Origin of the sequence: Nostoc linckia z4, assembly GCF_002608075.1 — a bacterium.
GTDB lineage: Bacteria > Cyanobacteriota > Cyanobacteriia > Cyanobacteriales > Nostocaceae > Nostoc > Nostoc linckia.
The window spans coordinates 41070-63222 of record NZ_LAHA01000017.1; the positions used below are offsets into that span (position 1 = coordinate 41070).

Genomic DNA, 22153 nt, shown 5'->3' on the forward strand with positions numbered 1-22153 from the left:
GCGGGGAAGGCAATAGGGAGTTGCCTATTGCCTGTTTGGCTACTATGCTAATCATTCGGGTCTTAAATCATTGGATAATTCCACAATGCCTCTAGATCCATCAATTCGTACTCGTTGACCATCTTGCAAAAGCCATGTAGCACCGCGAACATCCATGATTGCGGGAATGCCATACTCACGTGCAACGATCGCACCATGAGAAAGTCGTCCGCCAGCTTCGGCAATTAATCCTCCAGCCCTTAATAACAAGGGTGCCCAGCCGGAATCTGTGTAAGGTACTACTAAAATCGTATCGCGATTGATTTCTGGAACCTCTTGTAAATTTCGTAACACCTTTACTCTGCCTTCGACCTGCCCGTGACTAGCTCCAATGCCTTGTAAAATTTGGTCAGAGTAAAGAGCGGAGGGTGCTAAGGGATGAGGCGGTGTATTACCGTAGACTACAAAGGGTACTTGAGTAATTTCGCTATCTTGGGCGAATTGCGATCGCCTAAATTCCACTAACTCAACCAAGTGTTCAACTAAGGCTGAATCTTCACCCGCCACTAAACGCCGCACTTCATCAAAGTCTAGAAAAAAGATATCGTCTGTTTTCTTCAATAAACCAGACTTTAACCAAATCTTTTCTAAAGCAACGAAAGACCAACGCAATTCAGCCAAAAGCCTGGAATAAACTTCGGTGACTCGTCCTTTGATATCCACACGCCGCTGGACAAATCCACGTTTGCGGGTACGGAAAAAGATGTTATTGTTCGTATTTTTACCGCCTGCTTGTAGTTCGTTTCCTTGGATTAACTGCACAAACATCTGTTCGATCAGTTGGGGATTCTCTCGCCAAGTGGGAACGGAAATATCAGTTCCCACTTCACTTAAATAGCCATAGTCCTGAAGTAATTCGTCAAATTCTTGGAGGATTTTTTTGCCTTTGGGGGTTTGGTTTAACTCGTCAAATACCTGCTGTGGTTCGCAGGTAGATAATATCTCCTTAGCATCTGCGGCGATGGCAGTTAGCGATCGCAATGCTGCTACCTCTGGGGTGACGCTGCGATCGATTTGCTTATCCTTCACTCGAAAAATCGACTGTCTTAAGGCAGCACTCAAGGGAGCTAAAATGCTGTAGTACGTCCCTCGCCGCAGTAATTCTAAAATTAAGTCAATTCTTACCAACAGCTGCGGTGCTTCAAATTGATTGATATCTTCCTGCGCCAACTGCGACAACCCAGGAATGAACAGTTTGTAATAATCCTGTTTGAAGTCTTTTTCTAAACTTAACTCTTGTTTGAGCAACCTCCCTAGTCCTGGTAAATTCTCCCAAGTGGACTTCCAAGAAGGCTTACTGAGTTTTGCTCCCCTGGTTAAAAACTCCAGACTTTCCGGCGGCAATCCCATGCGGATAAAAATATCTCCTAAGAGAGATGCATTAAAGTAAGCTCTCGAATAATGCAGAGTTGCAGTTTCAGTGAAATCTAACCCTGAAGCACGTTCCCCCAAAACTAAAGTAAAAAGTTCCCCCCAAACTCCACAAGTTAAGGGACGATTAATCGACCATGTTAAGGGGTGAATGACTCCCGGAATAACTTCGGCGGCGATTTTTTGTGTCCAGATAGGTAGCAAAGTGGTGATTGGTCGAGACTGCAATACCCAAAGAGTTTGACCGTCGTAACTCCATTCGATATCTTGAGGAGTGCCGTTGTAACGTTTTTCTAATCGGTAAGCTAAATATGCAACTTGCTTGATTAATGCTTGTGGAACTCGTCCTTCACCTTCCAATTGTACCGAAGAAGAATTTTCACTCTCAAAAACAAAAGCCCGATATTGTTCTGGTGTGACTTTTCCGGAAACCACTTGTGTGGGGCTACCTGGGAGGGCTTCAATAATAATGGCATCACCTTGCTGGGTAATGGGATCGCGGCTGAAAGCTACGCCAGAAAACACACTCTGGACTTGTTGTTGAATCAGCACCGCCATTGCTGTTTCATTTAAACCGCGATCGCGCCGATATTGTACAGCAGATGGATGATTGTAGGAAGCTTTGACTTCAGCGATCGCTTGCTGTAACTCCTGGGGACTGGTAACATTTAAAACTGTTTTATACTGCCCAGCCGCAGAAGCGAGTTCTGAATCTTCGCCAATGGCAGAAGAACGCACCACCAAAGGAGATAATTCTGATGGCTGGAGAAATTCTGTCAACAGTTCTGGATCTTCATCAATGGGAGCAAGTACCCATCCCTTTGGTACTGAATAACCCCAGCGCTTAATTTGAGATAACGTAGCAGCTTTTTCGCCGACGATGGCAGCATCTAACTCTTCATCTAAAGAAACCATTGCTCGATCCCCGCGTAAAAATTCCAACATTGCTTGCGATTCTGTCTGTGCTTCTTCAGCAGGCAGATTCATATCATCAGGAATTTTTGTATAAATCCAAGCCATTAGACAAGCTAAAACAACAGCCGCAAGCATTTTGGGGACATCGCTGAGGTGCAAAAGCGTCACAAACAAAGGAAACAGTAGCAAAACCCCAAATTTCACTACATGTCTGGAATGCATAACAGAAAAGCTAATGCCCGCAAAGAAAAAGACAAATATTGCCACCAGTGGGTCGTGTACGACAAATCCCCAGACAACATTTGTCGTACCTGCCCCTCTGCCTATCCAGTATCTACCGATTACCAGAGCAATGAGGGCGACTATTTCCCAGAAAGAGCCTTCTGGAAAAAAAGCGCGGCACAGTAAAACTGCTGCAATGCCTTTAAAAGCTTCTGACAAAACTGCCAGAATCCCAACGAGTGTACCCCCATGATAAAAAGCCGCAGATACACTGATGTTTCCTGTACCAAGTTGTGATAGACGCTTACGCTTGAGGGTGTAAGTAATCCATTCAATCAGCGGCAATCCGCCCAAAAGGGGACAGACAATTAAGATAACTAAGATAGCCCAAAGTTCAAACATTTTGGATTGTGGATTTTAGATTAAATTTGCCATCTAAAATCTCAAATCTCAACTCTAAAATTTTTATGAAATTTTGATGGTTATCAAGGGACTTTGAACAAAAGCAATTCAGGAGCCAGAATTCACAACTCAAGAGAATATTTGATGAATGAATCGACCAATTATACTAGACTTCGTATACGCACAGGATATTTGAAAGTTTCTCAAGTACACAAGCTCACTTTTCAAGCCAAGAGAGACTTTCAGTTCAGAAATATTATATTGTTAACCGTTGACCGTTAATAGTTCACAGTTAACAGTCAACCACTATCTATTGTTATTTTTTCCAGTTTTTTGATTTTTAAATTCTGTATTTTTTCTTAAGAACACTTGGCTAAGACGGAGGTCGTTTTTGCCAAGTGTTCTTTTAGCCTAATGATGATTTTAGTTTATCGCATAGGCGGCTTGAAGCGCCCAAACGATCAGAGCAGCGATCGACCCTAGAAGCAGCACGGTAGAGATAGTGACTACTTTTGGGGAATCTGCTCCCTCAAACTTCATAATTCCTCGATTTAAGTCGGACACAGTTTTGTAATCCTCCTCTGTGACGGCATGAAATATTTGTCCGTTTTGATTGTAGTCGTTATATTGGCGGATAACGTTAAATTTCCAATACTATTTTGTTTAAACTTTGCAACTTTTCCATCGCCATAATTACTTACTTCTAGAGATGGAGGGGTGTAGTTTATACAAAATGGGGAGATAGGGAGATGGGGAGATGGGGGAGACAAGGGAGACAAGGAGAGAAGTCTGAGCGGAGGTTTCCGACCATCAGAACTTCGGAGAGAAAGATTGCTACCTTGTCTACCTTGTCCTCTTCCCATCCCCAATGCCCAATGCCCAATGCCCCATGCCCAATGCCCAATGCCCAATGCCCAATATCTAATAACAAAGGACTAATGATTAATGCTGAAAATATTAATGTTTATAATTTTGGTGGTGGTTGTGGTGTTGGAGATCGGATTGCGATCGCTGTTTGGGTTTGGTAATCCCCTGATTTATGTTGCTGATGAGCAAATCGGTTATCTATTGGCTCCTAATCAGCGTACCCGTCGTTTTGGTAATCGCATTGAAATTAATCAATATTCTATGCGCGGTGATGCCATTGCTAAGATACCTGCACCTTCGACGCTGCGAGTCCTACTTTTAGGCGATTCCATTGCTAACGGCGGTTGGTGGACGGATCGAGATAATACAATATCTAGCTTGATGATGCGTTCCTTGGCATTAGCTACTAACAGTAATTATCAGCAAGTAGAAGTGCTAAATGCTTCAGCTAATTCTTGGGGGCCGAGAAATGAATTAGCTTATTTACAAAAATTTGGCAATTTTAATGCTCAGGTAATAGTATTACTAATTAATACTGATGATTTATTTGCTACTGCTCCTAGTTCTTTACAAGTGGGACGCGATCGCAACTATCCAGATAGAAAACCATCCTTGGCATTGATAGAAGTTTGGCAGCGTTATCTCACGAAGCAAAAGCCAATTCCAGAGATGAAAGCAATTCATAATGAAGCGGGCGATCGCGTCGGGATTAATCTGGACGCTATTGGTAAAATTCAAGAATTAAGTCGCCAAAATCATAGCGAATTTTTGTTGGTCATGACTCCCTTGTTACGAGAAATTGGCGAACCAGGTTCTCGCGATTATGAAATCAAAGCACGTCAGCGCTTGAGCGATTTTGCTCAAACCCAACAAATTCAATATATCGATTTTTTACCGATATTTAATTCCAATTCTGAAGTAAAAACTTTGTTTCACGACCACATTCACCTTAACTTTAAAGGCAATGAATTTGTCAGTGAAATTATAGAGCGATCGCTTTTAGAAATTTTAAATCAGCCCCATTCCAACCTTTTAAATTCTCAATCCTGAATTCTGAATCCTGACTTCTGAATTCTGACTTCTGAATTCTCAATCCTGAATCCTGACTTCTGAATCCTGACTTCTGAATTCTGAATTCTGAATTCTGATTTCTATTTTTCTCGAATCCAAAGTGCTAGTCCTCCGCCACGCCCACGAGCTGCAATGAAATCTTCTGTAACAATAAAGAAAGCAAAGAAGGGTAGTTTAGCTATGGGCTGGCTATAAAAATCTTCTGACTCGACTTTCCCAGAGCGAATTTTGTTGTTGTACACAACACCACCAAATAAACTGATAAGCATATTGTGAAAATCAAACGCCAACAAATTTTTCTTATTCTGGTATTGTATTGGGCCAGTCAGCTTTAACAATAAAGGAAATAATTCAACTTGATTAGCAATTTCACCTTTATCTAAATTCTGTTGTAAATTTGCATTAAAGGAAATATAAATTGTGACAAATTTAGGCACGTATAAACCCTTGCCTAATACAATTCCTCCTCGTTCCCGAACTTTTTTTGTACCAGTAGCAAAACAAAGTCGCCATTTTCCCAAAAGAGACTCAAACCCATAGTTTAGGCGTTGTTGCTTGGCAGTTTTTTCTGCTGCTAATAACGCCTGAACTAATATTTCAGCACTAGGACGTGTAGCTTTTTCTCCTCGATACGCAGCCGCAGCCTGGGATAGCACAGTTACAAAATCAGATACCAAATCAGCCATCACAATTAGCCTCGTTATTTTTTGTGATATTTCACCACCGTAGCCATCGCTTCTATCATAGAGTTATCCAACCGTAAAATAGCTGGTTTGAGAATTGATAGACAAAAATACTGAAATCCATTTACACTCAGGTTAACCATATACTTAAGAACAAGGTATAAATGTCAGCCAATAAAGGATATACTTCGATTAGTGCTGGGGATTGGAGCGAATTGCAGACAGCATCTGGGTTGACAGATGAGAGGGAAGCGATCGCAAAATTTCAAGCTATTGAAAAATACAAAGAAGATTGTAACTGTTCCTTCAACATTGGTATCAAACCTTTGTATCTTGATGGTGAAATTGACATCCTGATAAATTTTCTACAAAATTTTATTGATACATTACCAAAAGCCTGGGAATTAGGTCTACAAAGATGGTTGCCCTTTAATCAAACACCTCTTCAAACAAAGTTAAACCAAGTAGGTGCTAGTAAAATTCCACGTTTAATGCGTGTTGATTTTACATCAGTAGCAGGAACACCACAAATTTTTGAAATCGAGCATAATCCCAGTGGCTTGGGAATTATTACACTTTTTCAGAAAGTATGGGGTTGTGAATTAACCTTAGCCCAGCACTATCGTACTCACATTAGCGATAATATTCATGTTCTCTTAACTCAAAAAGATTTAGATTATTACGATGCCCGATTTTTCCTACAAGAAATGTCTGGCAAACCAGAACAAGTATATTTATTAGGCGAACTAAAGCCAGAATTTTTACAGCAAAATCAACTGCATTTTCACCGCTACTTTGACCCTTGGAAAATCGAAGCTGAAGCAGATTCACCACTAAAAGCTAATCTCCAATTGCTTTTGCAGTCTTGGATAGAAAATCAAATAGAAATAGAACCTCATCCCGATATCTTAATGTCTAAGTTAGGATTAGCTTCAATTTTTAGCCAGACTAATATCTGGCAACAGGCAGGATTGAATTTTGAAATTGCTCAAACAATTATTCCAGAAATTAAATTGTTATCTGAAACGCTCGAAGAAATTCCCCAACGTCAAAAATCTGTGATCAAAATTTTAACACCAGACCAATCTTATGGCTCCAGAGGTGTGATTGTTGGGTCTTATCAAAGAGCGCAAAAATGGATTAATTTAGTGCGCGAACTGCGTGCAAATCAAACTCTAGCAGTAGTCCAGCGTTTGGTCGAACACCAAAAAGTAACCTTACCCTTCATTGATGATTCCGGCATCATCAAAGAACAAGAATTAGATGTGCTTTATCGTGCTTTCTTTTTGCGAACTGACACTGGCTTAAATTTTGCTGGTGGTTACTACGTAGGCTGTGCAGCTAATACCAAGGGGGGAAAAGTATCTGGTGTCAGTGGGGTGCGGGGGCCAGTTTTTAAATAGTGGGGATGAGGGAAAGGGGTAACAAGGGAGAAAAGACCTATGAGCAAAAGTAACTTTTGCTCATAGGGGGGAAAGGGAAAAGGTTAAAGGGAAAAGGGTTTTTATTTGCCCTTTACCCCTTACCCCTTACCCTTTTCCCCACTTCTGTGCTACCTTGTCCCCCTCCCTGCGGGTTCGCGGTAGCGTCTCTGAAACAGAAGCTAAAGCTACATCTCCCCACGCCCCAAAATAGACTTGTGATCTACATTTCTTGGATGCTACCGTCTACAAGATGACAGAGGATTTTGAAGGAATTTACTTAACGATGAAATGTAAACACAAACTAGCTTATGGGTTGACATTGCTGTTCGGTCTGAATTTAGTATCTAGCTTGGTTGCACCAGATGGGGCAAAGGCAACACCACCGAGAAGCCCAGATAAAAGTGTCAATTGCGATATTTTAGTTGTGGGTGGCGGACTATCTGGTGTTGCTACGGCTTATGAGGGGTTACTCGCAGGACGAACAGTTTGTCTAACTGAAATTACCGACTGGCTGGGGGGACAAATTTCTGCCCAAGGAACATCTGCATTAGATGAACGCCCAACTCAACGGGCAAAGCAATTCTATTCTCGCGGTTATCTGGAATTACGAAACCGCATTGAGCGTAAATACGGTAAACTCAATCCTGGTGATTGCTGGGTTAGTGACTCTTGTTTTCTTCCCCGCGATGCCCACAGCATTTTGGTTCAGATGCTCAAAGATGCTGAAAAGCAGGGCAAAGGCAAGCTGCAATGGTTTCCCAACACGGTAATCAAGGATTTAGAAATTAATGCTGATGGTAAATTAATTAATGGTGCGATCGCTATCCAACATCAACCACCCAAAGGCGCACCACCCCTTAATACCTTTACTTTATCTCAAGTCATTGAAGACGCCTACCGCTACGATAACTCTTCTCGATTTACCAAAACTATTCTTCGCTTCATTCCCAAACAAACTAAGGGAGATGCTCCCAAGTGGTATGTTATAGACGCTAGCGAAACTGGGGAAATTATCGCCCTTGCTGATGTTCCCTATCGCTTAGGCATTGATGCCCGTTCTTACCTGGAACCTTCTGCTTCCAGCACCACCAACGATCCTTATTGCACTCAAGGCTTTACCTACACCTTTGCAATGGAGGCAACTAAGGAACCGCAACCCCAAACAATGCCGCCATTTTATTTACAATATTCACCATATTTTAGCTATGAGTTAACACGACTGGCTAATTTTGACTTAGTTTTCACCTACCGTCGCATCTGGAGTCCCAATAAAGGACAACCGACAAAATTCGGTGGTGTAAGTTTTAATGCGGCAACACCAGGGGATATATCCATGCAAAACTGGACTTGGGGTAACGACTATCGCCCCGGAACAGCCAAGGATAACTTAATTTATACTCGCCAACAGTTACAAGGTACTGGGCAGTTGCAGCCTGGTGGTTGGATGGGAGGACTGCGGACAGAAAGCCTCCGCAGAGGTGAAGAAAATGCCCTTTCTTATTATTATTGGTTGGTAGCTGGAACTACAGATTCACAATTAGGGGAAGGTGTGAAGCAGCCGCGAACTAATAACCGTTTTGTGGCCGGGTTAAATTCGCCAATGGGAACAGTACACGGTTTATCGAAATATCCATACATGCGAGAAGGACGCCGCATCATTGGCCGCCCTAGTTGGGGACAACCAGGAGGTTTTGCTATTTGGGAAATTGATATTTCTCGGCGAAATTACAATGATGAATATTACCGCAAGACCCTGCCAGCAGATATGTATCGGCAATTAACAGCTGCACTTGCAGGATTAGAAGCAACATCTGTCATTGCGGGAGAAATTTCACCGGACAAAGTCATGCGCCGGACTCGTTCTACCATCTTCCCGGACGCGGTGGGTATTGGTCACTACGCCATAGATTTCCATCCTTGCATGACCAACAGTCCCCCAGAAGCCCCTGGTAACACAGAACGTGCAGGTGAAAGACGCGGTGCTGGTCAAGCTTACCCCTTTCAAATCGCCCTGAGAGCAATGATTCCCCAGAAAATCGACAATTTGCTCGTAGGAGGTAAAAGTATTGGAACTAGCCACATTGCTGCTGCTGCTTATCGAGTACATTCCTTTGAATGGTCGGCTGGCGCAGCTGCGGGAACCGTTGCTAGCTTTGCCATCAAAAATGCCATCGCCCCTTACCAACTAGTGGACGACTTACCCAAACCAGAACCACAGCTGGAAGCACTCAAACGCTTATTACAGAAAAATGGTAACCCTACTGCCTTCCCCGATACATCGATTTTTAACCAAAACTGGGAAGATTGGCGATAGAACGGTCAAAAAGCATAACTATTGTTGACTGTTGACTGTTGTCCTTGTCTCCCTTGTCTCCCTTGTCTCTTCCCACGCCCCATTCCCCATGTCTAAAAACTCGATCCCCTTGTGGGTGGAGTTTTTTATTTTCGGGTCTGTTTGTTAACAATTCTTTATCATGGAAGCAAGCCTGTAGATAAATTGATATCGATGCTTACTCGTATTAAAGACTTAGCAACGAAACTAGCACCTCGCTTAATTGAAATTCGCCGCCACATTCACTCGCACCCAGAACTCAGCGGTCAGGAATACAAAACAGCTGCCTTTGTAGCTGGTGTTTTATCTTCCAGTGGTTTGCATGTCCAAGAAGGGGTCGGTAAAACAGGCGTTATCGGCGAAGTGCAAAATAGTCACCAAAGCGATGGTTTTTTGGCAATTCGTACCGATATGGATGCTTTGCCAATTCAAGAAGCCACTGATTTGGAATATGCCTCTTACGCAGCTGGTGTGATGCACGCTTGCGGTCACGATGTCCACACCACAGTGGGATTAGGAACGGCAATGATACTTGCCCAAATAGCAGAAGAATTGGGTGGTAAAGTGCGGTTTTTATTCCAGCCAGCCGAGGAAATTGCCCAAGGTGCAAGCTGGATGGTGAAAGATGGGGCGATGGAAAATGTCTCAGCTATATTAGGGGTTCATGTTTTTCCTTCTATACCAGCAGGTTCCATTGGAGTACGTTATGGGGCCTTGACTGCGGCGGCTGATGATTTAGAAATTTTGATTATTGGTGAATCTGGACATGGGGCGCGTCCCCATGAAGCGATTGATGCCATTTGGGTTGCAGCTCAAGTAATTAGTGCATTGCAACAAGCCATTAGCCGCACACAAAATCCCTTGCGTCCTGTGGTATTGAGCATTGGTAAGATTAATGGCGGTAGAGCGCCCAATGTGATTGCTGATAAAGTACAGTTATTGGGAACGGTGCGATCGCTTCATCCTGAAACCCGTGCCCATCTGCCAAATTGGATCGAAAATATTGTAGCTAGCGTCTGCCATGCTTATGGAGCAAGCTATCAAGTTAATTATTGTCAGGGTATACCCAGCGTCCAAAATGATTATACTTTGACACAATTGTTACAATCAGCGGCAGAAGAAGCTTGGAGTAGCGATCGCGTCCAAGTCTTACCCGAACCATCCTTGGGTGCTGAAGATTTTTCCACGTATTTAGAACACGCCCCTGGCTCAATGTTTCGTTTGGGTGTGGGCTACAAAGAAAGAATTATTAACCACCCACTACACCATCCCCAATTTGAAGTTGATGAGTCTGCGATTCTCACCGGGGTTGTGACTATGGCTTATGCAGCTTATAAATATTGGCAAAAAGGGTAAACCCTTGAAAAACAAGCGTTTCGAGTTGCAATTGGCTAGCAGTAATCAAGTAGCATCAAAAATCAGGACATTCTGAATCTACTACGTTTGGGTGACAGTAACACCGCAACACAGTTGAAACTTCATCCCCAATCCACAACGCCACGCGGTCTGGTGTTACCCCTGAAGCAATGGCCCAGGTGGCAAATGTATGCCGGGTGGCGTAGGGTTTGAGGTAGGGGAGTTTCCCTAATGCTTCTAATTCCCGCACCACCCCTGGATAAAAATATTTGCGATCGCCAGGTTTCACCGATACCCCATTCCAAAAATTTTGCACGATGTCTGTATTGATGGGGCAGCCTGTTTTGGAGCGAAAAACCAACTCATTTGGGTTGTACTCCCCAGGCGCGGGGCGCATGGAAATTAGTAATTTCTGAAGTTTAGATCCTGGAACGGTGGGGAAAACCCGGCGCTTACCGTTTTTAGTGCCTTTTTTGATTCTGTAGAGGTTACAAGACTTGTTAATCGAAATCCTGGTGCAATCATTTTGCACATCTCCCCAGGTCAGGGCAAAAGCCTCGCCCAATCTCATGCCAGTCCAAAATAGAAATTTCACCAAGTCGGCATAATGAGCGTGTACCCGGTGGGTTTCAAAAGCAGTGATAATTTGGTCGCGCTGCTCTAAAGTGTAGGCGCGGTGGTCAACATCAAGAGAAGTTTTTTTGGGTTTTTTGATTTTGAGCTTTTCAAAGGGGTTGTGAGTAATTAGTCCTGAGTCTATAGCCCAGTTACAGCACTCACTAAATCGCCAAAGCATTTCCCATGTCATACCGTGGGTACTATTTTTCAATAGCCAATCTCTAATTTGGGGAGCATCGGCTAACGATTTGGTAGGTAACTTGGCAATGTATCTCGCTACAGCCCGGTAGCTACTGAGAATAGTAGTTGGTTCCAGTAAAGACTTTTTAAATTCAGTAAACCGTTGCCAAAGTTCAGCCAAATCAAACTCATAACTGGAATTAGGGGTTTTGATTAAACTGTTGCGAGTCGGGTCAAATTGATAGCTTTTAAGTGTTGGGTCGAATCTTTCTAAGGCGATATCGTCTGCTATCAAATCTCGCTTAATCTGCACTCTAGAGCGATTTTTGGGATTGTCAACTAGGCCTGTAGCAATAAAAAATTGCTTGCCTTTTACCCAAAAGCGAATTACTAGTTTATTCGAGCGTTTATCGACGCTAATCCACTTGTCGGAATTCATTTTTTTAGAAGAATTCATCATCGCTACTTGAACGGCTAAAGAAATACCCGCAGCTACGGCATTTGTATGAGTAGGTTTGATTGCGTTCGTCCCAATAAAAACAGGTATTGACGCTACCGCAGTGGGGACAAAATAGCCCCACTATCCGTACTTCCGGTTCTTGTTGATTGTCGTGGTTATTGCTCATTCGACGACTATCTCAAAAGTTGCACTGTTGATGGTTTCGGGTGGAAGCTGGTTGCGTTCCGAGACGCTCAGGTAGAGCGTGTCAATATCTTCTGGCCCAAAGATGAGGGCAAAGTCAATGTCGCTGTTGCTCCAAAAAGCCCATCTTTGATGCACCGGATCTTCAGTGCCTTGCTTTTCGCGCTCGCTCATCCAGCCGAGAGTTCCTTTGGTGTAGGGCTTGCCAGGATAATGACTGGCTTCAAAATCCATACGGATAACTTGCCCTCGCTTGTAGTAACGAGTAATGTGGTCACCTGGACAACTTTTGCCGCAATCTTGTTTAACTCTTACTTTCATTACCTTTTACCTGCATAATTTCAAAATCATCTGCCCCTCGAACTCTTAGCGAGTCTCCGGCGGGGGAAGTGAAAACGTAGAAATTCATAAACGGTGGCTTGGGAATTTCCACTAGTTGGCAATCTTCAACCCAAATAAAACCTTCATCTCCGAGCTGTCGGACTCGATAGCTGGTTGGCGAATCATTTGGCAGCTTGGCTGATTCCCAGGCTTGAATTTGCAGTTTGGCGATCGCCTCCGCCTCTGCTAAATCCTCTGGGTGGAATTGCTGCAAATCGGTACTGCCGTCAGCAAACACGTAATTAGCTACAACCTCTATGTATCTTTTGAAGCGTCTTTTTACTGCGATAATCACCGTGCTTTTACCCAATTTACCTTCCACCGTCACCAAAGTGCGATCGCTGTTTTCAACGACCTCAACAGACTTGCGTAAGGCAATGTCAGAATTTTGACATTCAGAAATATCTATTTTAGGAATTTGATCAACAAAATCACATTTTGAATGCTGAAAGCCTTGCCCTGACTGATGTTGAGGGTGTTGATCCGAGATCAACACCTCATCAACAGTAAAAACCTGTAACTCTTGTCCTGATTGCGTTTGAAGGTGTTGATCTTTTTGTTGATCTTGGATCAACTGTTGATCAACAAGATCAACAGTTTTATCTTTTTCTAGGACTGTTGATGAAGTGTTGATCCGGTGTTGATCAACTGTTGATCTTAGATCAACACCCTCAACAGCTTGTGTAGCAAGGTTTTGGACTTGGAATTTTTCAAAAGTGTTGATCTTTGTTGATCCGAGATCAACACCCTCAACAGCTTGTGTAGCAAGGCTTTTAGACAAAGTGTTGATGTTTTTTGCACAAGAATAGAATTTTTTGCCATCAAAAAAGACTAAGCCTTGTTCTTTTAAGCACATACAACTACTCAACACTTCAGATGTAGGCGTTTGTCTCAAAGAGAACACACCCGCTTTAATTTCTCTAGCTGTGACACCATCTCGTTTTTCGATATACTCCTTAATCTTGAGCAGGTTACCTGTGATTTGATGATTGCTGCCTTTGTACAAAATTTGGGCTTGTGCCAGATAGAAAGAAGTCAACTGACAGGCGACGTGCATGGTTTGGACGCTAATCATTGACTCTGGTTCGCAATGGGCCAAAGCAGCGTTGACAATGTGTAGCCACAAAGCTAGTCGAGCTAGGTAACTTTTTAATTTGGGGTAAGTGGCCCGCAGTCCTGGGTGATTTTCTTCGATCTCAGCATCAGTCAGTCGGCGGTGGTATTCCTGGAATATCCTTTTGGCATCATCGGTGAGGAAATAGTCTTTTTTCGGCAGCCTGTCAACTTGGAGGTACAAGTTGGTAAGCATTGCCTGTAAAAGACTTCCTGCATCGTCATGACCCTTGAATAAGTCAATGTAAGCAATATCCCCAGGAACTAAGCAGAATAACCAGCGGGCAAATTCTCCTGTGTAGTCCTCAAAATCTTGTTGGGCGAGGAACTTTTGCAGGGTTTCTGGCTGTGTGTTCCCAGTTCGGCTGATGGCACTCCGCTCAATAAATAAGTTGTCGCTGGTAGTGTCCTTGAAAATACCTGCACCGTTAAACTCGCTCAAGTCTAGTTCTAAGTCGTCTCCCTTACCGTTGCGATATTTGTTGCGGCCATTGATGAATGACGACCACTCGTCACGGTAATTTAATAATCCTCTGGGATTTTCGGTATGTATCTTGATTCTGGTTTCTGCTGTCGCACCGCCCACGATGAACCGCTTGCGTGGCGGTGGTTTTATTGGTGGTTCAGTGTCACTAGAATTTTTTTTATAAATTTTTAAGTCGCTTTCATACTCTTCTTTGAGTGCCTCCGCCCATTGATACTGCTCGGCTTCTAATTGCATTAACGGGGAAATTATTACTTCCTGGGCTGGAGTTTTCAATCGACCGGTTGGGGCGACAACGCACGACCAAAAAATTGCAGGTTGAGTATAGTTAGAAGCTGGGTTGATGATGATTCGGGCTGCTGTGCCCATCCGGCTACCAACGGCTGGAATCAAGGTAGTAATCAGATTTTCTGGGCTAGTTGGCATTGAGAGGGCAACGTCTGTTAAGACTTGGGCGAATTTACCACCGTCACCCCAAAAGATAGAAAACGGATCTATTCTTGCTTGCTGGGCTTCTAATAATTTCGGAATTTGTTTAGAAGCTTCTTGCCTTTCTTCGGTGTTTTCGTGTTCTTTTTTCAGTGCAAAGTAAACTCGGCGAATATCGTTGCTGTTTCGACCGGTTTGTTCGGCTACTTCTGGGAGCAATGCCTCTAATTCAAATTTTCGTAAGTCCTTATCAATTAATGCTTGAACTGTACTGATTAGTGGATTTTGGGATGATTTTTCAGATGCTTTGATGGATACTCTGTTGTGAGTTTCAGGGTGCTGTTGTCGCTGCCATGCTTTAATACAGTTCTCTAGGGCGTCATCTGAAAGTGTGGCTGTGGGGTTATCTTTTTGGGCAGATTTCCAAATTGAATCAGCTTCTCTGGTATCTATTGGCGGAGAACAGTTTGAGCAATAGCCATCAAATAGTAAGCGTGCGTCGCCGCTGTATCTGTGCCCAAGGTGGGTTAATCTGGCTGCTGTGCCAATGAGGTTGCGAGCGAGTTTGGCCCCGGCACTGTTCCGCCCTCCCTGTGCTTGTCCTGAGTCAATTAGTATTCGGTCATCTTTGCTTAGGCACTGGTAAAGTGGTACGTCGTCGGTTAATAAAAGCGGTAGTACTGGTGTTGTAGTAGCTGCTATTTTTCTGGGGATAACGTTTCTCAATTCTGAAAAAGTGTAAGTTTGACCTGAATCAGAAATAATTTTTGATTGTTGACCGCTGGCATGTAAGCATCCCGCGAGTCTCATAACTCTAGAGGGGTTTTTTAGACTTCTATCAGCATCAGCGTAGTCTAATAAATCAGTTTGTAAAATCCGCCATTTATCGGATTGTACCGGTTGTGCAAACACCCAATAACTGTGGATTGATTTACCACCTGTGTCTATTTGAAATGTTGGCGTTGGTAAGTTTAAAGATTGCCACAAATTGATTTGTAGTTCTTTATCTAAATTGTCATGTTCGTAGAAAATAGCGCGACATGATGTCACTTCACTATCTGTATGACCGCCGCCGTTGATCACCAGATATATTCCTAAACCCTGCTGTTGCCATTTTGTGACAGTTTTTGTTAGTTCGCTTGAGTTATTGAAGGAGTCTTTTCTGCCTTTATCGTTTTGCTTGTTTGGATGGTTTGCAGGTAAAAAGGCTCGTAAATAAACGGTGTCACCTTTCTTGTAACCAAGGGCAGATAATTGTCTGTCAATTTGATTTTTGTCAGGGATTCCTGGGGTAAATGAGCTTAACATGATTGCTTACCTCTATTAAAAGATGCTAGAATCCCCAAAATGCTAGATTTACCACGCATTTTGGGTTTTTGTTTTTTTTCAAAATGGAATGTTATTAAAGATGCTAGGGTCGATAATTTCACCTGCATCTTTTTTGCTGTTAAGGAACTGCACAAACACACTCCAGGGATAGTAAATCCACAATTTTGGCTTATTCAGAGAAAGTTGAATTGTCAGTAAATCACTATCATCAACTAAGTGGACAATACTCAGTGTTATTGGTGCTGGATCTAGCGATATTTCAAATTCACTAAAGCGTGGGGAATGCGTTGCAGCCCACAGCCAAAAGCGGATGAGTATGAGTTTAGTTTTGAGTTTTTTCATTCCGCCCTTTGATTAAAAAATCGGCATTATGCCTCAAAGAGTTGATGACTTCGGGGCTGTCTTGGCAAAGCCCAGGCAAGTTTTCTAAAAAGGCTGCGGTCAGCAACATTGCCTCGTGTCTTTTCAGCCTGGGGTCTATTGAGTGAACAAATTCCACAAAATTAGATGATTGTTTGCCGAGCTGTTCAGCTGCATAGTTTATCTGGGCGGATACAAATGCAATCATCTCTGGGGTGACGATAATTGCTGCTCTAATTTCTTCTTCTGGTGTCATGTTTTCGTTCGACTTTAGGTGTTGGGTGTGGGGCATTGGGCATGGGGTATTCGTCAGGCTTGGATAGTTCGAGATACAAAAGAAAGTTATCTAGTTGGTCTAGGGTGAGGAGCCAGCGAGAGCGCTTGCCATAGAACCTCACCAAAAGTTCTCGCCCTTGTTCTGTTGTCCAGCCCAATCGCGCCATTTGGGCGTCGGTCTTTTTGATTAGTTCTTCAAATTCTGGTGATTCTGGCATTAGAAACCGTCCACTATTTCAGCTTGTGAAAACTCTGGTCAATTGGATTTAGTCCTTTGAGGGTGTTGTATTCGGCGAGGATTCTCGTACAGGTGGCATCGTCTGATTGTTTGCACCCTTTGGACGCTGCTAGCTCCGCGGCCAAAATGTAAGTTAGCTCCAAGGTGCATAGCAAATGATGGTGTAAAGCGTTAACTGTGCTTTCTAGCTTCTTAAGTCGCTCTTGGGTTGGGTCTTTGCTTTTAGCGATCGGCTTGGTATTAGTCATTGGATGTTAGGTATTGGGGATTAGATATTGGGCGGTTTGCCCCGCGCCAGGAGCAAACCGCGCTTCATCAACTGACGGCGGTGAAATCGACGTAATAGTCTGTGCCCACAGCAAATTGAGCCGATGCCTCTGGGTTGGTGATTTGCAGTTCTATTCTGCCGGCGGGGGTTGCATTCCAGAAGGTGAGGTTCTCTTCAGTGGGCGGGTTCGTTGTGACCGGGGTGAGGATGACTGTTGCTGTTTTGGTTTCGCGATCTGGGAGATTTTGTTGGCAGGTGAATTTGGCTCTAATCATTGGTTTTATTCCTGTAATTGGTGGTGGGAAAACTTAGGAAAGGCGGATCAAGCTGCGAACTTGAGCCGCCATGTTGTGTTAACCAGAGAGAAAATCGAATGAGTGACTTGAATGAGAACGATGTTCTGTCAATGAGCCATCCAAATTTTGGAACGGCATCTACTTTTAAGGTCAGCGAACTAAAACAAAAAGTCCGAGAGTTTGCTAATCAGGAAAACAAAGGAAGTGCTTACCTCAACGCTAAAGTTCAGTGGTTTTCAGATAAAGGTGTTGAATGTGAGTTACTTCGGGTACAAAGTAGTGGCTGGCAAAAAGGAAGACTCAGGTTCAAATTGGAGTTTATTCCTGACACCCCAACAGCATCGCCGCCTGACTTAAATTCACCGCTTGATGATCTAAGGTCGAGCTTGTAGTCACAGATGCGTCGCCTGCTCAACAGTAGGCGACATATCCATGAAAAAGCCGTCCTAACCCGCAGGTAGGACGGCTGTTATGAAGCTTCTTGAAATTGTTTTTGAAGTTCGTCTCGAAGTACTCTAAATTCTTTGGCCCTGGACTTAAGACGATTTACTTCGTCACTTAGACGCTGAATTTCATTCTCTTTAAGTTTCACCTGATCGTCGTATTCGTCTATCAGGTTGTCAAGGACTCCCCCAGTAACTGCTGTTCCGGGGCCGAAGATACTTGATCGCGAGCGATCCGCTCGATTATCTCGCTTTTGCTGATTCCTAACAGATTTGCTTTCTCTTCTAGTAACTCCACCGCTTCTGGAGAGACTGACAGGTTTAAGTTTCGCTTCCTCTGACCGTGTAACGGTTTTCTCATCTTTTATTGTACCCATGCACTACTCCTTATTGTATACGCATACTATCTTTACATTTATTGCGCGTAGTACTAGACTATATCTAGTTGTACGCGCAAACAATATATTTTGCAAGCTAGCTCAACAATCATCACTCCCAAACCAAGCAGAGATGGCAGCCTGCCGCCCGTAGTGCAACAAAGAAAGACCTGCCAGCGCTGAGTGCCTTGTTAATTCTCAATTCTGAATTCTCAATTCATTGCCAAACATCCATAAGTCGTAGCGTCGCGGGGTGGGGCAAATGCCAAAAATCTAAACCGAGGGAAATGAACAACAAATTACTCCATCTCCAAACCAATAAACGGCTCGAAATAATCATCAACGTAGAACGATTGACCTTTGTTGAATACTTACCACCATCTGAAACGAACAATGCACAGGCGATTGTGCATTTTGGAGATAACCCCAAACATGGCGTCGCCCTAGACGCCAAGAGCGCCGATCGGTTGTGGGCATTTCTTTCTGCTCAAGCAATTAAAAATCCAGGGGGGTAAGAAGCCACCCTGGACTGAGTAAAAACCAATAACTCAAGAGAGGAGAAAATGAGCAACATTTTATCAGACATTAACAGGTCAAATATCATTGCATACATCGAACGAAGCCTTGACCGCAGACAAGTTATAGGCTTGAACTGCCTAATTTTTCTAGCGCTGCGCGAACAAACCACCGTCGCCTATCAACGCCAAGAATGGGGATTTACCGACATCCCAGAGGAAGTAATCGCCTGGTGCGACAAGCTTGCAGAAGATGACCTCATCGCCCTGGCAGCCGACATCGCTGCCGGACTCCTGGAGGAATTAGTTGCAGAACCACCAGAGCCAATCTGCCCACTAACCGCTGCTGGTGTTGACCCATTCGAGACTGAGTTACCACAGTTGTCTTCTCACATACCAATGTAAAGAAACGTAAAAAGCGATAGCCAACAAACAGCCAAAAATTGACCGCGCCAACTCTAAAACATGACTCAATCAACATTCTCAGCCAAAAATTGGCTAGCACAACCCGATATCGCGGACACTGCAAACATCATTTGTGGCAAAGACCCAGGTGCCGGCTATGGTAAAGCCATCTACGGCGAAACCACAATAGTTTCACCAGCTGCCTATTCCCTGGTTCGCAACCGCAGCATCCAGCATCACGAAATCATCAGCAAAGACGGTGCATGGTTGAGGTACGTTGACGGTCGCTCCGACCTCAAAGACATGCAATTCTTTTGGGGCACCGCGGCGATCGCCCAAGCCGACCACACCCTGCTACACCAAGACAAAAGCCAAAAAGCTTTACTCAGCCTTGAAGGGATACTTGCAGACTTAGCCATTGCTAACATCCCCGACAATTCCCGCCTTTGGCTAGCACTAAGCAGTCACAACCCAGATAAATGGGGAGACGAAATCAATCGCCGGGTTGGGGGAGTTCACAGCTTTGAACACAAACACCCCATCACCCGTGAAATCGTCAAAAAGACAGTAGAAATCATCGTCACAGGCGTTTACCCAGAAGGATTTGGGAGTATCGCCCACTGCTTATTCGGTGAATCATCCCTCTCCCTCGACCCTTCAGAAACAGCGATCGCCCTAGATATTGGCTCTAGCACTTTGATTGCCACCGTCTTTAACGGCAACGGCGCAGTCATCGATCGGCATCTCATCGAGGGCGGCTGCGGGGAATTGCACCAAGCGATCGCTGAAGCAATGGATAAACGCAGTGACCGAGCGAGTCTGCTTTCCAAAGACGTAAAACACTCCCCCAGCCTGGTGAATAAAGGCATCGTAGAAAAAACCTTCACCTATGGAGGTAACGCCCTAACCGGGAAGAAATTCGAGGACGAATACGCCCGATGCCTTGACGAGTGGTGGTCTAGCAAGATTGAGAAATTTGCTAACTTTGCATCCTCCGGCAATTACCTCGACCAAGCTAAATACCTTGTCGCCTGGGGTGGTGGCGTGGGCTTACCCGTGGTTGCCGACAACTTAGCATCTTTGGGTTTTATCATCCCCAACAATCCCCAATTCATCAACGCCACTGGGTTGAAGCTCCTATCTGAAATAGCCAAAGAACAATGCCAGAACGGGAAGCAGTCCGCTTAACCATCAATAAACTAGCAGCTGATGAAGCTTGCCGCATTGCGGGAATCTCCCCAGATTCATCACCGCGCATGATTGCCGCCGCTATCGAGAAATTGATTTTTCAGTACAACACAGGTAACACCAGTACGACTGTACCAGCACCTAAGGTAACACCTCCAGTGCAACCCAACAAACAAGCACTCAGCCAGATGATTCGGGGCAATTTGTGATGAAGGCGATCGCTTTGTGTACCTGGGCGATCGCCTCAATCCCAAGAGATGTGTCCACGCCGCTGTAGACTACACAAGGATTTTACCAAATGCCTAAATTTAACGAAAGAATTTACAACGCATCCCTTGATGCGTTGCTCTCGGCGAATGTGCCCAAAGAAATTGCCGAAAAGACATCTGAGATAGTTGCCAGCGACGACGGCGACTTACCCAATTTCGGGCGTTCTGCCGAAGACCAAGAGATAGTAAACGAGGCAATGCGGCATTACCACCACCGGGACAGCCATCAACTGGATGATGTCTAGAAATTGCCTCAATCCAGTTTTTAAGGAATTCCACCAATGACACTCGACAAAACCACCTCCAAGGCTACGTATTATGTCTGCGAGGGGAGTGCTGACGCGGGACTAACCAAAGTAACTCCCACCAACGACCCACAAGAGGCACTCTCGATAGCCCAAGCTAGCAAAGAGAAAGTTCACTGGGTTAGCACCGTCAATCCCCTAACTGAGGATGTTGACAATGAAAGTTGACTTCATAACACTACTGTTAACAATCGGCACAAGTGCAAGCGTACTATTAAACAACGGCAACGTAAACAGCACTTTTAACTCCCTTGGCAATGCTAGAGAAATGATGCAAACAGCCACAGCCAGGAATTACCAGTTGCGTGCTACCCAACAAGCTGCAAAGAATCAAGCCGCGATCGCCGACGAACGTTACAAAAACGGGTGTTTGGTTCTCCTGTACAAAGGGCAATTGGTAGCCCTAGCCCAAGGGAGGCCAGTTTACGACCCCATCACCAAACAACCACTGCCCAAAGGCACTGTAGTCTGTGATGGATACGGAACCACGGCGATTTTAGAACCGCGAGATTTTGACGGTGATGGAAAATTTCAACCAGTCATTACCCTTGAGGCTTTTACAGGGAACAGCCAGCTAATCAAAGAAGCCCTTGAAAAAAATCGGAGAGCCACTTACCAATGACCTCATTTTTTGGGCGCAAGAAAAAAATCAAATTCAACCCATCAAAAACTGCTTTAAAAATTGCTTGGTGGGGTGTAATCGGCTTAGGGCTGTGGATTTGTTACCTAAACATCGGCCCTTACGCCTATGTAGTAAAAATTCTGTCCAGTAAAGTAATTGATACTACCCTAATTCAGGGCTTCTATGCGATTCCTTTATTGGGAAAATTCCTTCAGGCTATCGGTTTAATCAGTCATTGGGGTATAGGCTTACTGATTTGGGCAGTAATTCAAGTGTGCCAAATTTTGCCCATACTTTTGAAACATAACCGAAAGTACATTAAAAATATCCTGGATGAAGTTATCAGCGATGAAGTTTATCAAGTCAGGGAAACAGACGATCCGCTAGTAGCTCAACTAAAACGGCTCCATAACCTACTTCCATTGCAATCAATCCGCAAAGCTAGAACTTACGCCAAAGTTGCATACGGAGTTGATGCAGTGTTTTGTACCATTGCTTATCCCCCAATTCCTGGGGGCGATATCGGTCAGTTGTTGTTTGTTCTGGTAACTGGACAGTTGCATTTGATTGACTGGGGTGCAGTTGCATTAATGGTAATCACCATGTTTTGCGTTGAAATTTTGCTCAATATAGGGCTTTGGTGGGCAGAAACTACCAGATATCTGAAATAACAACAAACCAAATAGCTGAATTTAGAAAACAGGGAGGGAATACCCTCCCGTGTATTTTTTT

General features: G+C 44.0%; 26 protein-coding genes. 14 read left to right on the forward strand and 12 right to left on the reverse strand.

Annotated elements, in window-relative coordinates:
- Positions 1-51 precede the first annotated feature (51 nt).
- Entirely contained in the window at positions 52-2949 is a 2898-nt protein-coding gene (locus tag VF06_RS15760) for a glycerol-3-phosphate acyltransferase (RefSeq protein ID WP_099070434.1), read from the reverse strand.
- 749 nt (positions 2950-3698) lie between these two features.
- Between VF06_RS15760 and VF06_RS39200 the strand changes: the two genes are divergently transcribed.
- Positions 3699-3977 (forward strand): hypothetical protein, encoded by a 279-nt coding sequence (locus VF06_RS39200; RefSeq protein WP_143874520.1) that lies wholly within the window; start codon positions 3699-3701, stop codon positions 3975-3977.
- On the forward strand, positions 3895-4866 hold the full coding sequence (locus VF06_RS15770) for an SGNH/GDSL hydrolase family protein (RefSeq protein ID WP_099070432.1): 972 nt from the start codon (positions 3895-3897) through the stop codon (positions 4864-4866). Before VF06_RS39200 ends, VF06_RS15770 begins: the two co-directional genes overlap by 83 nt.
- 101 nt (positions 4867-4967) lie before the next feature.
- On the opposite strand, the gene VF06_RS15775 is transcribed toward VF06_RS15770, so the two are convergent.
- Positions 4968-5573 carry a hypothetical protein gene (locus VF06_RS15775; RefSeq protein WP_099070431.1) on the reverse strand — a complete coding sequence of 202 codons (606 nt, stop codon included), beginning with the start codon at positions 5571-5573 and terminating at the stop codon, positions 4968-4970.
- Between the two features lie 161 nt (positions 5574-5734).
- On the opposite strand from VF06_RS15775, the gene VF06_RS15780 reads away from it, so the two are divergent.
- From VF06_RS15780 to VF06_RS15790, 3 genes are all read left to right on the forward strand, one after another.
- Positions 5735-6973 carry a hypothetical protein gene (locus VF06_RS15780; protein WP_099070430.1) on the forward strand — a complete coding sequence of 413 codons (1239 nt, stop codon included), beginning with the start codon at positions 5735-5737 and terminating at the stop codon, positions 6971-6973.
- 304 nt (positions 6974-7277) lie between these two features.
- The gene (locus VF06_RS15785) at positions 7278-9308 is read left to right on the forward strand and encodes an FAD-dependent oxidoreductase (protein WP_099070436.1); all 2031 of its coding nucleotides are present in this window, start codon (positions 7278-7280) and stop codon (positions 9306-9308) included.
- Positions 9309-9500: 192 nt separating this feature from the next.
- Complete coding sequence (locus tag VF06_RS15790) at positions 9501-10682, forward strand: M20 family metallopeptidase (protein ID WP_099070429.1); 1182 nt, start codon at positions 9501-9503, stop codon at positions 10680-10682.
- Between the two features lie 55 nt (positions 10683-10737).
- On the opposite strand, the gene VF06_RS15795 is transcribed toward VF06_RS15790, so the two are convergent.
- The 8 genes from VF06_RS15795 to VF06_RS15825 all read right to left on the reverse strand — a co-directional run bounded on the left by VF06_RS15795 (position 10738) and on the right by VF06_RS15825 (position 16981).
- Complete coding sequence (locus VF06_RS15795) at positions 10738-11919, reverse strand: tyrosine-type recombinase/integrase (RefSeq protein ID WP_244918044.1); 1182 nt, start codon at positions 11917-11919, stop codon at positions 10738-10740.
- Between the two features lie 4 nt (positions 11920-11923).
- Entirely contained in the window at positions 11924-12106 is a 183-nt protein-coding gene (locus VF06_RS39205) for a hypothetical protein (protein WP_143861754.1), read from the reverse strand.
- Positions 12103-12444: a hypothetical protein gene (locus tag VF06_RS15800; RefSeq protein ID WP_099070427.1), complete on the reverse strand. Its 342-nt coding sequence runs from the start codon at positions 12442-12444 to the stop codon at positions 12103-12105. The genes VF06_RS39205 and VF06_RS15800 overlap by 4 nt, the downstream gene beginning before the upstream one ends.
- The gene (locus tag VF06_RS15805; RefSeq protein ID WP_099070426.1) at positions 12428-15838 is read right to left on the reverse strand and encodes a DUF3987 domain-containing protein; all 3411 of its coding nucleotides are present in this window, start codon (positions 15836-15838) and stop codon (positions 12428-12430) included. The genes VF06_RS15800 and VF06_RS15805 overlap by 17 nt, the downstream gene beginning before the upstream one ends.
- 78 nt (positions 15839-15916) lie before the next feature.
- Positions 15917-16201 carry a hypothetical protein gene (locus VF06_RS15810; protein WP_099070425.1) on the reverse strand — a complete coding sequence of 95 codons (285 nt, stop codon included), beginning with the start codon at positions 16199-16201 and terminating at the stop codon, positions 15917-15919.
- On the reverse strand, positions 16182-16475 hold the full coding sequence (locus VF06_RS15815; protein WP_099070424.1) for a hypothetical protein: 294 nt from the start codon (positions 16473-16475) through the stop codon (positions 16182-16184). The genes VF06_RS15810 and VF06_RS15815 overlap by 20 nt, the downstream gene beginning before the upstream one ends.
- On the reverse strand, positions 16453-16713 hold the full coding sequence (locus tag VF06_RS15820) for a hypothetical protein (RefSeq protein WP_099070423.1): 261 nt from the start codon (positions 16711-16713) through the stop codon (positions 16453-16455). Before VF06_RS15820 ends, VF06_RS15815 begins: the two co-directional genes overlap by 23 nt.
- Before the next feature lie 13 nt (positions 16714-16726).
- Positions 16727-16981: a hypothetical protein gene (locus VF06_RS15825; protein ID WP_099070422.1), complete on the reverse strand. Its 255-nt coding sequence runs from the start codon at positions 16979-16981 to the stop codon at positions 16727-16729.
- A gap of 13 nt (positions 16982-16994) precedes the next feature.
- On the opposite strand from VF06_RS15825, the gene VF06_RS42065 reads away from it, so the two are divergent.
- The gene (locus VF06_RS42065) at positions 16995-17378 is read left to right on the forward strand and encodes a hypothetical protein (RefSeq protein ID WP_143874566.1); all 384 of its coding nucleotides are present in this window, start codon (positions 16995-16997) and stop codon (positions 17376-17378) included.
- Positions 17375-17689, forward strand: a complete 315-nt coding sequence (locus tag VF06_RS15835; RefSeq protein ID WP_099070420.1) for a KGK domain-containing protein — start codon at positions 17375-17377, stop codon at positions 17687-17689. The genes VF06_RS42065 and VF06_RS15835 overlap by 4 nt, the downstream gene beginning before the upstream one ends.
- A gap of 77 nt (positions 17690-17766) precedes the next feature.
- Here the strand turns inward: VF06_RS15835 and VF06_RS43620 are convergent, their stop codons facing one another.
- A complete protein-coding gene (locus VF06_RS43620) occupies positions 17767-18117 on the reverse strand; it encodes a hypothetical protein (protein ID WP_244918045.1) in 351 nt (116 codons plus the stop codon).
- 287 nt (positions 18118-18404) lie between these two features.
- On the opposite strand from VF06_RS43620, the gene VF06_RS15845 reads away from it, so the two are divergent.
- Genes VF06_RS15845 through VF06_RS15860 form a run of 4 tightly spaced genes read left to right on the forward strand, consistent with a single transcriptional unit; the run spans position 18405 to position 20434 of the window.
- Positions 18405-18632 carry a hypothetical protein gene (locus VF06_RS15845; protein WP_099070419.1) on the forward strand — a complete coding sequence of 76 codons (228 nt, stop codon included), beginning with the start codon at positions 18405-18407 and terminating at the stop codon, positions 18630-18632.
- A 48-nt stretch (positions 18633-18680) separates the two neighbouring features.
- Positions 18681-19037 (forward strand): hypothetical protein, encoded by a 357-nt coding sequence (locus VF06_RS15850; protein ID WP_099070418.1) that lies wholly within the window; start codon positions 18681-18683, stop codon positions 19035-19037.
- Positions 19038-19097: 60 nt separating this feature from the next.
- Positions 19098-20225, forward strand: a complete 1128-nt coding sequence (locus VF06_RS15855) for a ParM/StbA family protein (protein WP_099070417.1) — start codon at positions 19098-19100, stop codon at positions 20223-20225.
- A complete protein-coding gene (locus VF06_RS15860; protein ID WP_099070416.1) occupies positions 20198-20434 on the forward strand; it encodes a hypothetical protein in 237 nt (78 codons plus the stop codon). The genes VF06_RS15855 and VF06_RS15860 overlap by 28 nt, the downstream gene beginning before the upstream one ends.
- 99 nt (positions 20435-20533) lie before the next feature.
- Here VF06_RS15860 and VF06_RS40835 read toward each other — a convergent pair whose 3' ends face one another.
- Positions 20534-20773 carry a hypothetical protein gene (locus tag VF06_RS40835; RefSeq protein ID WP_180267351.1) on the reverse strand — a complete coding sequence of 80 codons (240 nt, stop codon included), beginning with the start codon at positions 20771-20773 and terminating at the stop codon, positions 20534-20536.
- A gap of 2 nt (positions 20774-20775) precedes the next feature.
- On the opposite strand from VF06_RS40835, the gene VF06_RS15870 reads away from it, so the two are divergent.
- From VF06_RS15870 to VF06_RS15880, 3 genes are read left to right on the forward strand one after another with little or no spacing between them, the layout of a single operon-like run.
- Positions 20776-20967: a hypothetical protein gene (locus VF06_RS15870; protein WP_099070414.1), complete on the forward strand. Its 192-nt coding sequence runs from the start codon at positions 20776-20778 to the stop codon at positions 20965-20967.
- Positions 20957-21421 carry a hypothetical protein gene (locus VF06_RS15875; RefSeq protein WP_099070413.1) on the forward strand — a complete coding sequence of 155 codons (465 nt, stop codon included), beginning with the start codon at positions 20957-20959 and terminating at the stop codon, positions 21419-21421. The genes VF06_RS15870 and VF06_RS15875 overlap by 11 nt, the downstream gene beginning before the upstream one ends.
- Positions 21418-22092: a hypothetical protein gene (locus VF06_RS15880; protein ID WP_099070412.1), complete on the forward strand. Its 675-nt coding sequence runs from the start codon at positions 21418-21420 to the stop codon at positions 22090-22092. Before VF06_RS15875 ends, VF06_RS15880 begins: the two co-directional genes overlap by 4 nt.
- Positions 22093-22153 lie beyond the last annotated feature (61 nt).

Coding starts and splice junctions, on each gene's coding strand:
- VF06_RS15810 (WP_099070425.1), bottom strand. CDS start 16,201: ATGAAAAAACTCAAAACTAAACTCATACTCATCCGCTTTTGGCTGTGG.
- VF06_RS15875 (WP_099070413.1), top strand. CDS start 20,957: ATGAAAGTTGACTTCATAACACTACTGTTAACAATCGGCACAAGTGCA.
- VF06_RS15780 (WP_099070430.1), top strand. CDS start 5,735: ATGTCAGCCAATAAAGGATATACTTCGATTAGTGCTGGGGATTGGAGC.
- VF06_RS15775 (WP_099070431.1), bottom strand. CDS start 5,573: ATGGCTGATTTGGTATCTGATTTTGTAACTGTGCTATCCCAGGCTGCG.
- VF06_RS15795 (WP_244918044.1), bottom strand. CDS start 11,919: ATGAATTCCGACAAGTGGATTAGCGTCGATAAACGCTCGAATAAACTA.
- VF06_RS15790 (WP_099070429.1), top strand. CDS start 9,501: ATGCTTACTCGTATTAAAGACTTAGCAACGAAACTAGCACCTCGCTTA.
- VF06_RS15770 (WP_099070432.1), top strand. CDS start 3,895: ATGCTGAAAATATTAATGTTTATAATTTTGGTGGTGGTTGTGGTGTTG.
- VF06_RS15800 (WP_099070427.1), bottom strand. CDS start 12,444: ATGAAAGTAAGAGTTAAACAAGATTGCGGCAAAAGTTGTCCAGGTGAC.
- VF06_RS15845 (WP_099070419.1), top strand. CDS start 18,405: ATGAACAACAAATTACTCCATCTCCAAACCAATAAACGGCTCGAAATA.
- VF06_RS15860 (WP_099070416.1), top strand. CDS start 20,198: ATGCCAGAACGGGAAGCAGTCCGCTTAACCATCAATAAACTAGCAGCT.
- VF06_RS15870 (WP_099070414.1), top strand. CDS start 20,776: ATGACACTCGACAAAACCACCTCCAAGGCTACGTATTATGTCTGCGAG.
- VF06_RS43620 (WP_244918045.1), bottom strand. CDS start 18,117: ATGGGTACAATAAAAGATGAGAAAACCGTTACACGGTCAGAGGAAGCG.
- VF06_RS15815 (WP_099070424.1), bottom strand. CDS start 16,475: ATGACACCAGAAGAAGAAATTAGAGCAGCAATTATCGTCACCCCAGAG.
- VF06_RS15760 (WP_099070434.1), bottom strand. CDS start 2,949: ATGTTTGAACTTTGGGCTATCTTAGTTATCTTAATTGTCTGTCCCCTT.
- VF06_RS15805 (WP_099070426.1), bottom strand. CDS start 15,838: ATGTTAAGCTCATTTACCCCAGGAATCCCTGACAAAAATCAAATTGAC.
- VF06_RS15835 (WP_099070420.1), top strand. CDS start 17,375: ATGAGTGACTTGAATGAGAACGATGTTCTGTCAATGAGCCATCCAAAT.
- VF06_RS39200 (WP_143874520.1), top strand. CDS start 3,699: ATGGGGAGATGGGGGAGACAAGGGAGACAAGGAGAGAAGTCTGAGCGG.
- VF06_RS15825 (WP_099070422.1), bottom strand. CDS start 16,981: ATGACTAATACCAAGCCGATCGCTAAAAGCAAAGACCCAACCCAAGAG.
- VF06_RS39205 (WP_143861754.1), bottom strand. CDS start 12,106: ATGAGCAATAACCACGACAATCAACAAGAACCGGAAGTACGGATAGTG.
- VF06_RS15880 (WP_099070412.1), top strand. CDS start 21,418: ATGACCTCATTTTTTGGGCGCAAGAAAAAAATCAAATTCAACCCATCA.
- VF06_RS15850 (WP_099070418.1), top strand. CDS start 18,681: ATGAGCAACATTTTATCAGACATTAACAGGTCAAATATCATTGCATAC.
- VF06_RS15785 (WP_099070436.1), top strand. CDS start 7,278: ATGAAATGTAAACACAAACTAGCTTATGGGTTGACATTGCTGTTCGGT.
- VF06_RS15820 (WP_099070423.1), bottom strand. CDS start 16,713: ATGCCAGAATCACCAGAATTTGAAGAACTAATCAAAAAGACCGACGCC.
- VF06_RS15855 (WP_099070417.1), top strand. CDS start 19,098: ATGACTCAATCAACATTCTCAGCCAAAAATTGGCTAGCACAACCCGAT.